The 13,158-nt window shown below is 71.7% G+C and carries 12 protein-coding genes and 1 pseudogene; 12 read left to right on the forward strand and 1 reads right to left on the reverse strand.

Features of this window, described 5'->3' with window-relative positions; translation table 11 throughout:
• Positions 1-38: 38 nt before the first annotated feature.
• From ACFY6U_RS23010 to ACFY6U_RS23025, 4 genes and pseudogenes are all read left to right on the forward strand, one after another.
• A pseudogene (locus ACFY6U_RS23010) lies at positions 39-680 on the forward strand (ATP-binding protein); the annotation flags it as partial.
• A complete protein-coding gene (gene dprA / locus ACFY6U_RS23015) occupies positions 677-1,822 on the forward strand; it encodes a DNA-processing protein DprA (RefSeq protein ID WP_390040930.1) in 1,146 nt (381 codons plus the stop codon). The pseudogene ACFY6U_RS23010 and the gene dprA, both read left to right, overlap by 4 nt.
• A gap of 322 nt (positions 1,823-2,144) precedes the next feature.
• Positions 2,145-2,987: an RNA polymerase sigma factor WhiG gene (whiG, locus tag ACFY6U_RS23020; RefSeq protein ID WP_390040932.1), complete on the forward strand. Its 843-nt coding sequence runs from the start codon at positions 2,145-2,147 to the stop codon at positions 2,985-2,987.
• A 115-nt stretch (positions 2,988-3,102) separates the two neighbouring features.
• On the forward strand, positions 3,103-3,660 hold the full coding sequence (locus ACFY6U_RS23025) for a TetR/AcrR family transcriptional regulator (protein ID WP_390041124.1): 558 nt from the start codon (positions 3,103-3,105) through the stop codon (positions 3,658-3,660).
• A gap of 298 nt (positions 3,661-3,958) precedes the next feature.
• Here the strand turns inward: ACFY6U_RS23025 and ACFY6U_RS23030 are convergent, their stop codons facing one another.
• The gene (locus ACFY6U_RS23030; protein WP_390040934.1) at positions 3,959-4,543 is read right to left on the reverse strand and encodes a peptidoglycan DD-metalloendopeptidase family protein; all 585 of its coding nucleotides are present in this window, start codon (positions 4,541-4,543) and stop codon (positions 3,959-3,961) included.
• 270 nt (positions 4,544-4,813) lie between these two features.
• On the opposite strand from ACFY6U_RS23030, the gene rpsB reads away from it, so the two are divergent.
• The 8 genes from rpsB (at position 4,814) to rlmN (ending at position 13,158) form a co-directional block, all read left to right on the forward strand.
• Positions 4,814-5,743, forward strand: a complete 930-nt coding sequence (gene rpsB, locus ACFY6U_RS23035) for a 30S ribosomal protein S2 (protein WP_390040936.1) — start codon at positions 4,814-4,816, stop codon at positions 5,741-5,743.
• A gap of 133 nt (positions 5,744-5,876) precedes the next feature.
• Positions 5,877-6,713, forward strand: a complete 837-nt coding sequence (gene tsf / locus ACFY6U_RS23040; RefSeq protein WP_351485067.1) for a translation elongation factor Ts — start codon at positions 5,877-5,879, stop codon at positions 6,711-6,713.
• A gap of 207 nt (positions 6,714-6,920) precedes the next feature.
• Positions 6,921-7,679: a UMP kinase gene (gene pyrH / locus ACFY6U_RS23045; protein ID WP_093498830.1), complete on the forward strand. Its 759-nt coding sequence runs from the start codon at positions 6,921-6,923 to the stop codon at positions 7,677-7,679.
• Between the two features lie 146 nt (positions 7,680-7,825).
• Positions 7,826-8,383, forward strand: a complete 558-nt coding sequence (gene frr / locus ACFY6U_RS23050) for a ribosome recycling factor (protein WP_089098486.1) — start codon at positions 7,826-7,828, stop codon at positions 8,381-8,383.
• Positions 8,383-9,735, forward strand: coding sequence for a phosphatidate cytidylyltransferase (locus ACFY6U_RS23055; RefSeq protein ID WP_390040939.1), 1,353 nt, complete (start codon positions 8,383-8,385; stop codon positions 9,733-9,735). Before frr ends, ACFY6U_RS23055 begins: the two co-directional genes overlap by 1 nt.
• A 192-nt stretch (positions 9,736-9,927) precedes the next feature.
• Positions 9,928-11,166: a cytochrome P450 gene (locus ACFY6U_RS23060; protein WP_390040941.1), complete on the forward strand. Its 1,239-nt coding sequence runs from the start codon at positions 9,928-9,930 to the stop codon at positions 11,164-11,166.
• 27 nt (positions 11,167-11,193) lie between these two features.
• A complete protein-coding gene (locus tag ACFY6U_RS23065) occupies positions 11,194-11,982 on the forward strand; it encodes a VOC family protein (RefSeq protein ID WP_390040943.1) in 789 nt (262 codons plus the stop codon).
• A gap of 69 nt (positions 11,983-12,051) precedes the next feature.
• Positions 12,052-13,158, forward strand: a complete 1,107-nt coding sequence (gene rlmN / locus ACFY6U_RS23070) for a 23S rRNA (adenine(2503)-C(2))-methyltransferase RlmN (RefSeq protein WP_390040945.1) — start codon at positions 12,052-12,054, stop codon at positions 13,156-13,158.

Raw genomic sequence — 13,158 nt, forward strand, 5'->3', positions numbered from 1 at the left:
CTCACCGGTAGTAGCCACTTGTTTTACACGTCTCGTCCCTGGACGAGGCCGCCGAGTTCCACGCCAGCGTCCTGGACGCCCTGCGCCAGCCCCTGGAGTCGGGCCACGTCGTCATCGCCCGGGCCGCCGGGATACTGCGGATGCCCGCGAAGTTCCTCATGGTCCTGGCCGCCAACCCCTGCCCCTGCGGCCGCCACGGCACCCCCGGCGACGTCTGCGAGTGCCGGCCCTCCTCGATCAAGCGGTACCGGGCCCGGCTCTCGGGCCCCCTGATGGACCGCGTGGACCTCAGGGTCGCCGTGGAACCGGTCGCCCGGGAGGAACTGCTGCGGCTGCACACCGGCGCCGAGCCCTCCGCCGCCGTGGCCGACCGGGTGCGCGCGGCACGGGAGCGGGCCGCCCGCCGCTACGAAGGACTGCCCTGGCGCACCAACAGCGAGGTCCCCGGCCACGAACTCCGCACCCGCTGGCACGTCCAGCCGGGCGCACTGCTCAAGGCCGAGCTGGACCTCGACCGGGGCCTGCTTTCCGCCCGCGGCCTGGACCGGGTGCTCCGGGTCGCCTGGACCCTCGCCGACCTGGCGGGCCGCGACCGGCCCTCGGTCAACGACGTCAACCTGGCCCTGGAGCTGCGCACCGGCGTCCGGCGCGGCGCGGTCCTGGAAGGGATCGCCCCATGACCGACACCGAATTGCTCGCCCGGGTCTTCCTGGCCCGGGTCGTCGAGCCCGGTGACGAGGCCGCCGGGCGGTGGGTGCGGGAGCGGGGCGCGCACGAGGTGGCGGCCCGGCTGCGCAAGGGCGGGCAGCCCCTGCCCGGCGTCGGCGCCAAGCGGTGGGCGGGCTTGCTGGCCCGCGCGGCGCAGGCCGATCCCCGGGCCGACCTCTCCGTCGCGCGGGAGGCGGGCGCGCGGTTCGTGTCTCCCGGCGACACCGAGTGGCCCAGCCAGCTCGACGACCTCGGCGACGCCCGCCCCCTCGGCCTGTGGGTGCGCGGCCGGCCCAGTCTGCGGATGTGGGCGCTCCGGGCCGTCGCCGTGGTCGGGGCCCGGGCCTGCACCGAGTACGGCGCCCACATGGCGGCCGTCCTCGCCGCCGGGCTCGCCGAGCGCGGCTGGGTGGTGGTGTCGGGCGGCGCCTACGGGGTCGACGGCGCCGCCCACCGCGGTGCCCTCGGCGCAGGCGGGGCCACCGTCGCCGTGCTGGCCTGCGGGGTCGACCGCCCCTACCCGCGGGGCCACTCCGAGCTGATCAACAGGATCGCCGAGCAGGGACTGGTGGTGGGGGAGCTGCCGCCCGGCGAGCACCCGACGCAGAGCAGGTTCGTGCTCCGCAACCGGGTCATCGCGGCGCTCACCGGGGGCACGGTCGTCGTGGAGGCCGCCCATCGCAGCGGCTCGCTGGTCACCGCGCGGGCCGCGCAGCGGCTCGGCCGGTTCACCATGGGCGTGCCCGGCCCGGCCACCAGCGGCCTCTCGGCCGGGGTGCACGAGCTGCTCCGCGGCGAGGCCGTGCTGGTCACCGACGCCGCGGAGGTCGTCGAGCTGGTCGGCGGCATGGGCGAGCTGGCCCCGGCCAGACGCGGTCCGGTACTCCCGCGCGACCTGCTGGAACCCGCCGCCCGGCAGGTCCTGGACGCGCTGCCCGGCAACCGGCCCGCCTCACCCGAAGAGGTGGCACGCGGCGCGCAGACGTCCGAGGACGAGGCCGTCGCGAGACTGTACGAACTCCGAGCACTTGGTTACGTCGAACGACATGGCGACGGCTGGAAGTTGACACGCCAGGCGATGATCTCGGTCCGTACCGGTCGGACCCGGTGCTGACCGAGCGTGTTCGGCCGTCCGGGGGAACCCCCGACGCCCTTGGGAATTCCCGGAGTTGACGCTTCCGGCCGATCACGCAGAGCGACGCGCCGAGCGTGGTGGGGCGCGCCGTACAGGGGGTTCGCGCAGGGGTGGAGCCTCGCTGTTCGCGCACCGCGACTCCCCAGTCACGCTACGCTCACGAAAGGCCTGGCGCAGACCGCGCCAACCGACACGAGACCGACACCTCGCCCACCCATCGCCATTCACCCCCGCTCACCCCACTCCTCGGCACAACACAGCACTTCCTGGCACTTCACGGCAGAACGGCACAAGGCGACGAATGCCCCAGCACACCTCCGGGTCCGACCGGGCGGCGCTCCCCCCAGCCGCCCGCGACGGTGGCAGCGTGCGGCCGCCCGCTCCCTCGACGCTCGACGAGCTGTGGCGGTCGTACAAGGCGACGGGGGACGACCGGCTGCGGGAACAGCTGATCCTGCACTACTCGCCGCTGGTCAAGTACGTGGCCGGGCGGGTGAGCGTGGGCCTGCCGCCCAACGTGGAGCAGGCCGACTTCGTCTCCTCCGGGGTGTTCGGGCTCATCGACGCGATCGAGAAGTTCGACGTCGACCGGGAGATCAAGTTCGAGACGTACGCGATCACCCGGATCCGGGGCGCGATGATCGACGAGCTCCGGGCGCTGGACTGGATCCCGCGCTCGGTCCGGCAGAAGGCACGGAACGTGGAGCGGGCCTACGCCACCCTGGAGGCGCGGCTGCGGCGCACGCCCTCGGAGAGCGAGGTGGCCGCCGAGCTGGGCATCGAGGTGGACGAGCTGCACGCCGTCTTCAGTCAGCTGTCGCTGGCCAACGTGGTGGCGCTGGAGGAACTGCTGCACGTCGGGGGCGAGAGCGGCGACGGCCTGAGCGTCATGGACACGCTGGAGGACACCGCGGCGGACAACCCCGTGGAGGTGGCCGAGGACCGGGAGCTGCGGCGGTTCCTGGCGCGGGCGATCAACACGCTGCCGGAGCGGGAGAAGACCGTCGTGACCCTCTACTACTACGAGGGGCTGACACTCGCCGAGATCGGGAACGTGCTCGGGGTCACCGAGAGCCGGGTGAGTCAGATCCACACCAAATCGGTGCTGCAACTGCGTGCGAAGCTGGCGAGTTTCGGCCGCTGAGCAGAGTTTTCGGCCGTCGGCCGCCGCCGGCGGGCCGTCTCTCGGTCGTGCTGTCTCCCCTCCGGCCCGGCGCGTCCGTAAAGTGGTTGACGTGCCAAGGATTCGAGCGGCCTCCGTGGCCGAGCACCGGTCGATGCAGCGAGCCGCCCTGCTGGACGCGGCGCGGTCCCTCCTGTCCGAGGGCGGGACGGAGGCGCTGACCTTCCCCGCGCTCGCCGAGCGCACGGGGCTGGCCCGGTCGTCCGTCTACGAGTACTTCCGTTCCCGGGCCGCCGTGGTCGAGGAGCTGTGCGCGGCCGACTTCCCCGTGTGGGCGGCGGAGGTCGCGGCGGCGATGGAGCGGGCGGCTTCCGCCGAGGGCAAGGTCGAGGCCTATGTGCGGCAGCAGCTCGCCCTGGTCGGGGACCGGCGGCACCGGGCGGTGGTCGCGATCTCGGCGAGCGAGCTGGACGCGGGGGCGCGGGAGAAGATCCGGGCCGCGCACGGCGGACTCGTCGCGATGATCGTGGAGGCGCTCGGGGAGCTGGGGCATGAGCAGCCTCGGCTCGCGGCGATGCTGGTGCAGGGGGTGGTGGACGCCGCGGTACGGCGGATCGAGCTGGGGGCGGCGGAGGATCCGGTGGTGATCACCGACGCGGCCGTTGCCATGGCGCTGCGGGGCGTGCGGGGCTGACGTGCGCTGAGGCCGGGGGCGGGGACGCTCACCGGCGCTTGCAGGGTGCCTCCCCCCGGCCTTCGGTCGGGGGGGACCCCAGCGCCCACCCGCGCCGCCTGGGGGCACCTCCCAGGCCCTTGAGGCACTGGGGGAGGCACGACTGCCCGTGGCTGAATGAAACGGCCGGGACAGCGCCCCGTAAGGGGCGCTGGGGGCACCCCCGGCCGAAGGCTGGGGGAGGAACTGCGCGACCAGCCCACACGCACCCGCAGTCGCGCGACCGGCCCCCGCCCCCCTCCGGCGGCGAACCCCCGGCTCACCCCTCCGGCATCGGCACCCCCAGCACCGGCAACAACCTCGACGGCCCCCGATCCCGCAGCCACGGCGGCAACAGCAGCAACGGGTCCAGATACGCGTCCCCCCTGAGCAGCCCCCAGTGCACACACGCGCGAGCGCCACAGTGCGCGCCCCCCGGCTCCACCGTGCCCACCACCTCCCCCGCCGTCACCTCCTGCCCCTTCTCCACCGTGGCCGTCACCGGCTCGTAGGTCGTGCGCAGGTCCGTGCCCGTCACCGCCACCGACACCACGCCCCGCCCCGCCACCCGCCCCGCATAGGAGACCCGGCCCGCCGCCACCGCCCGCACCGGTGCACCGGGCACCGTGCCCAGATCGACCCCCCGGTGCCCGGGGCCGTACACCGTCGCCGGTGGCTCCCAGCCGCGCAGGACCGGTGGCCTTACCCCCACCGGCCAGGCGCGGGCGACCGCCGGCACGGGCGGCCCGGCAGGGGGTGGCGGGCCGTCCGCCCCGACCCAGGCCCGGGCCGCGGCCGCTCCCAGGGCCAGTGGCAACGCCGTCGCCGCCCACATCCATCGCATCGCGCGTCGCATGACCAACATGGCCGAACGCTCCCGCACCAGCGCCGATCTTGGCCGGTACCTGTGGATTACTCCCGAGTTGTGGACAGCGGCGTCACCCGGCGCCTCGTCGGTCCCGTACACTTCCCTTGGCGATCCGGGTCACCGGGTCGACTTCGCACGCCCCGACATCTGGCCGTCACCAGCAGGTGTCAGCGCTTCTCGGTCCTCGCGGCACAGCGCACACGGGCGTCAGGCGCGGGAGCCGTCCGGCCCCCGCGGCACAACCGAGAAATTCAAGGAGATACGGCCATGGCCGTCGTCACGATGCGGGAGCTGCTGGAGAGCGGCGTCCACTTCGGTCACCAGACCCGTCGCTGGAACCCGAAGATGAAGCGCTTCATCTTCACCGAGCGCAACGGCATCTACATCATCGACCTGCTCCAGTCGCTGTCGTACATCGACCGCGCCTACGAGTTCGTCAAGGAGACCGTCGCCCACGGCGGCACGGTCATGTTCGTCGGCACGAAGAAGCAGGCGCAGGAGGCCATCGCCGAGCAGGCCACCCGCGTCGGCATGCCCTACGTCAACCAGCGCTGGCTGGGCGGCATGCTCACCAACTTCTCGACCGTCTACAAGCGTCTGCAGCGCCTCAAGGAGCTCGAGCAGATCGACTTCGAGGACGTCGCCGCGTCCGGTCTGACCAAGAAGGAGCTTCTCGTGCTCTCGCGCGAGAAGGCCAAGCTGGAGAAGACCCTCGGCGGTATCCGCGAGATGCAGAAGGTGCCCAGCGCCGTCTGGATCGTGGACACCAAGAAGGAGCACATCGCGGTCGGTGAGGCCCGGAAGCTCAACATCCCGGTCGTCGCGATCCTCGACACCAACTGCGACCCCGACGAGGTCGACTACAAGATCCCGGGCAACGACGACGCGATCCGCTCCGTCACCCTGCTCACCCGCGTGATCGCCGACGCCGTCGCCGAGGGCCTCATCAGCCGCTCGCGCGTCGCCACCGGTGACAAGGGCGAGAAGGCCGCCGGCGAGCCGCTCGCCGAGTGGGAGCGCGACCTGCTCGAGGGCGAGAAGAAGGCGGACGACGCCGAGGTCCAGACCTCCGCCGAGACCGAGAAGGTCGCCGACGCCGAGCAGGCCGAGGCTCCGGCCGCCGCCGAGGCCGCCGCCGAGGCCGCTGTCGAGGCTCCGGCCGCCGAGGCTCCGGCCGCGGACGCCGAGCAGGCCTGACCCGTCAGCGTTGACGGCGGGGGCGGCGACATCCCGTACGCCCCCGCCGTTCACCCATAGATTCGCGCTCTACATCTACGTGTAGATCGTGGATCGGGCAGATCTCCCGACTTCGAGAAAGACTTAACGACTCATGGCGAACTACACCGCCGCTGACGTCAAGAAGCTCCGTGAGCTCACCGGCGCCGGCATGATGGACTGCAAGAAGGCCCTGGACGAGGCCGAGGGCGACGTCGACAAGGCTGTCGAGGCGCTCCGCATCAAGGGCCAGAAGGGCGTCGCCAAGCGTGAGGGCCGCTCCGCCGAGAACGGCGCCGTGGTCTCGATCATCGCCGACGACAACTCCTCCGGCGTCCTCGTCGAGCTGAAGTGCGAGACCGACTTCGTCGCCAAGGGTGACCGGTTCCAGGCCGTCGCCAACACCATCGCCGAGCACGTCGCCAAGACCGCCCCGGCGGACCTGGAGGCCCTGCTCGCCTCCGAGATCGAGCCCGGCAAGACCGTCCAGGCGTACGTCGACGAGGCCAACGCCAACCTCGGCGAGAAGATCGTCCTGGACCGCTTCGCGCAGTACGCCGACGGCTACGTGACCGCCTACATGCACCGCACGATGCCCGACCTGCCCCCGCAGATCGGTGTCCTCATCGAGCTCGACAAGCCGAACGCCGAGATCGCCAAGGGCGTCGCCCAGCACATCGCCGCCTTCGCGCCGAAGTACCTCGCCAAGGAGGACGTGCCGGCCGACGTCGTCGAGTCCGAGCGTCGCATCGCCGAGGAGACCACCCGCGCCGAGGGCAAGCCCGAGGCCGCCCTGCCGAAGATCGTCGAGGGTCGCCTCAACGGCTTCTTCAAGGACGCCACGCTGCTCGGCCAGCCGTACGCGCTCGACAACAAGAAGTCGGTCCAGAAGGTCCTGGACGAGGCCGGTGTCACCCTGAAGCGCTTCACGCGCATCAAGGTCGGCATCTGAGTCCGTACCGCGATCGACGCGCGACCCGCGGGGAAATCCCGATAGGGTCGGTCGACAGCAGTCGTCCGTACACCCGCCACACCCAGGGACGTGACGGACGACGGCAGATCTGACGAGGAGGCCATTGCCGCGCATGGGCAGCGAAAAGCGACCCCACCGGCAATGGCCTTCTTTGTATGTGCACCACGTGAAAGAGGCGGGATCTCCATGACCACCAAGGCCCAGAAGAGCGACGACGGCAAAGTACGCGGCCGGTTTCTGCTGAAGCTGTCCGGAGAGGCCTTCTCCGGTGGCGGCGGCCTGGGCGTGGACCCCGACGTGGTGCACAAGATCGCCCGTGAGATCGCGGCCGTCGTCCGCGACGGCGCAGAGGTCGCCGTCGTCATCGGCGGCGGCAACTTCTTCCGCGGCGCCGAGCTCCAGCAGCGGGGCATGGACCGGGCCCGCTCGGACTACATGGGCATGCTCGGCACGGTCATGAACTGCCTCGCCCTCCAGGACTTCCTGGAGAAGGAGGGCATCGACAGCCGGGTGCAGACCGCGATCACCATGGGACAGGTCGCCGAGCCGTACATCCCGCTGCGCGCCGTGCGCCACCTGGAGAAGGGCCGCGTGGTCATCTTCGGCGCCGGTATGGGCATGCCGTACTTCTCCACCGACACCACCGCCGCCCAGCGCGCCCTGGAGATCGACGCCGAGGCGCTGCTCATGGGCAAGAACGGCGTGGACGGGGTCTACGACTCCGACCCCAAGACCAACCCCGACGCCGTCAAGTTCGACTCCCTCGGCTACGGCGAGGTCATCACCCGCGAGCTCAAGGTCGCCGACGCCACCGCGATCACGCTCTGCCGCGACAACAAGCTGCCGATCCTGGTGTTCGAGCTGCTGGCGGAGGGCAATATCGCGCGCGCCGTCAAGGGTGAGAAGATCGGCACGCTGGTGGGTGACCAGGGCAGCCGGGACTGACCGGCACCGCCTGACGGACCCTGACCGGGGGATGGACAATGTCCTGCCGGTCGGGAACCGTCAGGGAAAGAAGACGCGACGCAGCCGGCCGCCGCCCCGCAACGGAACCGCAGCCGGGCCTTACTCAAGACACGCAGGAGCAAGTGGTGATCGAAGAGACCCTCCTCGAAGCCGAGGAGAAGATGGAGAAGGCCGTCGTGGTCGCCAAGGAGGACTTCGCCGCGATCCGCACCGGCCGTGCGCACCCGGCGATGTTCAACAAGATCGTGGCCGACTACTACGGCGCGCCGACTCCGATCAACCAGCTGGCCTCGTTCTCCGTGCCGGAGCCGCGCATGGCGGTCGTGACCCCGTTCGACAAGACGGCCCTGCGCAACATCGAGCAGGCGATCCGCGACTCGGACCTGGGCGTCAACCCGAGCAACGACGGCAACATCATCCGGGTGGTGTTCCCGGAGCTCACCGAGGAGCGCCGCCGCGACTACATCAAGGTCGCCAAGGGCAAGGCGGAGGACTCCAAGGTCTCCATCCGCTCCGTCCGCCGCAAGGCCAAGGACGCCATCGACAAGCTGATCAAGGACGGCGAGGTCGGCGAGGACGAGGGCCGCCGCGCCGAGAAGGAGCTCGACGACACCACCGCGAAGTACGTCGCACAGGTGGACGAGCTCCTCAAGCACAAGGAAGCGGAGCTTCTCGAAGTCTGATGAACGACTCATCCTGGGGAGCCCCGCCGCACGCCGGGCCGCAGCCCGGGCAGGCCGGACCGCCGGCCGGGTACTGGGAACCGGCCGATCAGGGCACCGGCCAGGGGTACGACCACGGCTCCGGCCAGGGATACGACCCCGGCTCCGGCCAGGGGTACGGCACCGGCCCCGCCCACGGCTCCGGCCAGGGGTACGGCACCGGCGCAGCCCCTGCCCAGGGTCCCGGCCAGGGGTACGACCTCGGTCGCGCCCAGGGCTACGACCAGGGGCATGTCCGGGGAGCCGCCCCGGCGGGTCCCGCGTACGATGCGCAGAACGCGCAGCAGACTCGCCCCATGCCCCTCGTGCCCGACGACGTACCCGCGTACGGCTCGGACCAGGACGGTGACAGGGGGGCCGCTCGGCTGGGCGGCCCCTTGTTCCGAGACGAGACGTTCCGCAACGACACACCGTCGGCGCAGCCCCTGCCTCACGCGACGCCGCAGAATCCGGAGCCCATGCCCGACGCCCCACAGCCGGCCCCCGCGCCGCAGAAGAAGAGCGCGGGGCGCGACCTGGGCGCGGCCATAGGGGTCGGCGTCGGACTGGGCGTCGTGATCGTGGCGTCCCTGTTCGTCGTCAAGGCCGTCTTCGTCGGTGTCGTGGCGGTCGCCGTCGTGGTGGGCCTGTGGGAACTGACCAGCCGGCTCCAGGAGCGCAAGGGCATCAAGGCACCCCTGGTCCCGCTGGCGCTGGGCGGCGCGGCGATGGTGGTCGCCGGGTACGCGCGGGGGGCCGAGGGCGCCTGGGTCGCCCTGGCGCTCACCGGGCTCGCGGTCCTCGTCTGGCGGATGACGGAACCGCCGGAGGGCTACCTCAAGGACGTCACGGCGGGTCTCTTCGCGGCGTTCTACGTCCCGTTCCTGGCGACGTTCGTCGCGATGATGCTGACCGCCGAGGACGGCCCCTTCCGGGTGCTGACCTTCCTGCTCCTCACGGTGGTCAGCGACACCGGCGCCTACGCGGTCGGCTGGCGCTTCGGCACCCACAAGCTCGCCCCGCGCATCAGCCCCGGCAAGACCCGTGAGGGCCTGGTCGGCGCGGTGCTGTTCGCGATGGTCGCGGGCGCGCTGTGCATGGAGTTCCTGATCGACGACGGCACCTGGTGGCAGGGCCTGCTGCTGGGCCTCGCGGTCGCGGCCAGCGCCACGCTCGGCGACCTCGGCGAGTCCATGATCAAGCGGGACCTGGGCATCAAGGACATGGGCACCCTCCTCCCGGGCCACGGCGGCATCATGGACCGGCTGGACTCCCTGCTGCCGACGGCTCCGGTGGTGTGGTTGCTGATGGTGTTGTTCGTGGGAAGCGGCTGACCGGGCCGGACGCCGACCGGTCTGCAGAGTGACCGGCGTACAGCTGTCGTAGCCGAGCCCCCGTCCTTCGCCGGGCGGGGGCTCGGTGGCATGCCGGCCCCGGATGACGCAGCAGAAATCGCAGGGTCATTCCGGCCGGAGGCAGACTTCCTGTGAGGACGCTGTCTCCTCCGACGTGCAGGGAGTGTGCCCGTGCCCCTCGACCCGGCTCCGGCCGCATCCCCCTCGCCACCTCCTCCGCCGGTGCGGTTCTGGCCGGTCGACGATCTGCCCGCGCTCGACCCGGACCCCTTCCTGGACGAGGTGATGCGCGGGGAGCCGGTCACCCGGATCCGACTCGCGTACGGCGAGGGGGAGGCCTGGCTGGTCACCCGGTACGAGGACGTCCGCCTCGTCACCTCCGACCCGCGCTTCTCCCGGGAACTGGTCGTGGGCCGCGACATCACCAGCATGCGCCCGGCGCCCGTGGCCTCCCAGACCGCCGGCCTGCAGTACATCGACCCGCCCGGACACAACCGGCTGCGCCGGGTCGTCGCCCGTGCCTTCACCGGGCGGGCCATGCAGCGGCTGCGGCCGATGGCGGAGCGCAGGGCCGGCGAACTCCTCGACGCGATGGAGGCCGCGGGCCCGCCGGCCGACCTCATGGAGCACCTGCACGGCCCCTTCCCGATCGCCGTGATCCGTGACTTCCTCGGCGTCGACGAGAAGGACTGGCACCGTTGGGCGGCGACCGGCGAGGCGCTGCTCTCCGCCGGACCCGACGCCGAGGACCGCGCCCGCAAGGCCGCCCGGACCACCCGGGCCCGGATCGCCGAGCTGCTGCAGAGCCGCCGCGAGGAGCCCCGCGAGGACCTCGCCGGAGTGCTGGCCCAGGCCACCGCGGACGGCGAGATCACCGACGACGAGGCGATCTCCCTGGCCACCGCCGTCCAGGTCAGCGGCGGCCACGCGGTCCGCAACAACAGCGGTTCGATGATGTACGCGCTGCTCACCCACCCCAGGCACCTGGACCGGCTGCGCCGCGAGCCGGACCTGCTCCCCAAGGCGGTGGACGAGCTGTTCCGCTACGTCCCGCACCGCAACGGCGTCGGCATCCCGCGGGTCGCCGTCGAGGACGTCGAGGTCGGCGGCCGGCTGATCCGGGCCGGTGACGTGGTCTACAACGCCTACGTCGCCGCCAACCGCGACCCCGCCGTCTTCACCGACCCCGACGTCCTCGACTTCGACCGCGCGGGCGGTCCCCACCTGGCCTTCGGCCACGGGCCCCACCACTGCATGGCCGCGATCATGGCCCGCATGGAGGCCGAGATCATGATCGGCTCGGTCCTCTCCCGCTTCCCCGGCATCCGGCTGGCCGTACCTCCCGGGGAGGTCGGGTTCCAGCGCCAGGGCCTGATCCGCGGACCGCGTACGCTGCCCGTGACCTGGTGACCGGCAAGGACCGAGGAGACCCCCACCATGCTGACGACCACCTACGTCCCCGGCGCCCCGAACTGGCTCGACCTGGGGACCACGGACACCGAGGCGAGCGCCGTCTTCTACTCGGCCGTCTTCGGCTGGGAGCACCGGTCCGCCGGCCCGGAGGCGGGCGGCTACGGCTTCTTCGAGCAGGACGGCGGGACGGTCGCCGGGATCGGGCCGCTCACCGCGGAGGGCGCGACCCCGTCCTGGCGGGTGTACTTCCACACCCCGGACGCCGACGCCACCGCCCAGGCCGTGGAGCAGGCGGGCGGCAGCGTCCGGATCGCCCCGGCGGACGTCTTCGCCTTCGGGCGGGCGGCCGCCTTCATCGACCCCACCGGCGCGGACTTCGCGGTCTGGCAGCCGGGCGAGACCCAGGGCCTGGACCTTGTCGCGGTCCCCGGCAGCCTGTCCAGGACGGAGCTCTACACCACCGACGCGGCCGCGGCGAAGACGTTCTACGAGTCGGTCTTCTCCTGGCAGACGCGGGACGTGCCGATGGGCCCGGGACTGACCTACACGATCCTCACCCCGGCCGGCGCCGGCCCGGCGGCGGCCCACGGCGGACTGATGCAGTTGCCCCAGGCCAACCTCGACGCCGGCTCGACCCCGGAATGGCACCCCTACTTCGAGGTGACCGACTGCGACGCCACCTTCGCCAGGGCCACCGAGTCCGGAGCCACCACCCTCATCCCGGTCACCGAGGCCCCGGGCATCGGCCGCTTCGCCATGTTCCGCGACCCCTCCGGCGCCCTCTTCGCCATCATCACGACGGCCAGGGGCTGAGCCCTTCCAAGTCCCCGCCGAACCTTCGGTCGCAGGCCACCTCAGTTGATCTGCGACACTGGTACAGCCATGCCTAATCCCGGAGAACTCACTTTCGTCGCGCCGCGCGGAGCCAAGAAGCCGCCGCGGCATCTCGCCGATCTCTCGCCCGCCGAGCGCAAGGACGCGGTGGCCGAGGTCGGGGAGAAGCCGTTCCGTGCCAAGCAGCTCTCGCAGCACTACTTCGCGCGGTACGCGCACGACCCCGAGCAGTGGACCGACATCCCGGCCGGGTCGCGGGACAAGCTGCGGGAGGCGCTGTTCCCCGAGCTGATGACCGTCGTACGGCATCTGTCGACCGACGAGGGGACGACGCGCAAGACGCTGTGGCGGCTGTTCGACGGCACGCTCGTCGAGTCGGTGCTGATGCGCTACCCGGACCGGGTGACCATGTGCATCAGCTCGCAGGCGGGGTGCGGGATGAACTGCCCGTTCTGCGCGACCGGGCAGGCGGGTCTGGACCGGAATCTGTCGACCGCCGAGATCGTCCACCAGATCGTGGACGGGATGCGGGCGCTGCGGGACGGGGACGTGCCTGGCGGTCCCGCGCGGCTCTCCAACATCGTCTTCATGGGGATGGGCGAGCCGCTCGCCAACTACAAGCGGGTGGTCGGAGCGATCCGGGCTCTCACCGACCCCGCCCCGGACGGGCTCGGCCTCTCGCAGCGCGGGATCACCGTCTCGACCGTCGGACTGGTCCCGGCCATCCACCGGTTCGCCGACGAGGGATTCAAGTGCCGGCTGGCGATCTCGCTGCACGCCCCCGACGACGAACTGCGCGACACGCTCGTCCCCGTGAACACGCGGTGGAAGGTGCGCGAGGTCCTCGACGCCGGGTTCGAGTACGTCGAGAAGAGCGGGCGTCGGCTCAGCATCGAGTACGCCCTCATCCGCGACATCAACGACCAGGCGTGGCGGGGGGACCGGCTGGGCCGCCTGCTCAAGGGCAAGCCCGTGCACGTCAACCTCATCCCCCTGAACCCGACTCCGGGTTCGAAGTGGACCGCGTCGCGGCCGGAGGACGAGAAGGCGTTCGTCGAGGCGATCGAGGCGCACGGTGTGCCGGTGACGATCCGGGACACCCGCGGGCAGGAGATCGACGGAGCCTGCGGTCAGCTCGCGGCCACCGAGCGGTAA

It is taken from the genome of Streptomyces sp. NPDC013157, assembly GCF_042899865.1.
In the GTDB taxonomy this organism is placed as follows: Bacteria; Actinomycetota; Actinomycetes; order Streptomycetales; family Streptomycetaceae; genus Streptomyces.

Bases quoted from the DNA above. Each gene is read 5' to 3' on its own strand.
- dprA (WP_390040930.1), top strand. From the start codon at position 677: ATGACCGACACCGAATTGCTCGCCCGGGTCTTCCTGGCCCGGGTCGTC.
- whiG (WP_390040932.1), top strand. From the start codon at position 2,145: ATGCCCCAGCACACCTCCGGGTCCGACCGGGCGGCGCTCCCCCCAGCC.
- ACFY6U_RS23030 (WP_390040934.1), bottom strand. From the start codon at position 4,543: ATGTTGGTCATGCGACGCGCGATGCGATGGATGTGGGCGGCGACGGCG.
- rpsB (WP_390040936.1), top strand. From the start codon at position 4,814: ATGGCCGTCGTCACGATGCGGGAGCTGCTGGAGAGCGGCGTCCACTTC.
- tsf (WP_351485067.1), top strand. From the start codon at position 5,877: ATGGCGAACTACACCGCCGCTGACGTCAAGAAGCTCCGTGAGCTCACC.
- pyrH (WP_093498830.1), top strand. From the start codon at position 6,921: ATGACCACCAAGGCCCAGAAGAGCGACGACGGCAAAGTACGCGGCCGG.
- ACFY6U_RS23055 (WP_390040939.1), top strand. From the start codon at position 8,383: ATGAACGACTCATCCTGGGGAGCCCCGCCGCACGCCGGGCCGCAGCCC.
- ACFY6U_RS23065 (WP_390040943.1), top strand. From the start codon at position 11,194: ATGCTGACGACCACCTACGTCCCCGGCGCCCCGAACTGGCTCGACCTG.
- rlmN (WP_390040945.1), top strand. From the start codon at position 12,052: ATGCCTAATCCCGGAGAACTCACTTTCGTCGCGCCGCGCGGAGCCAAG.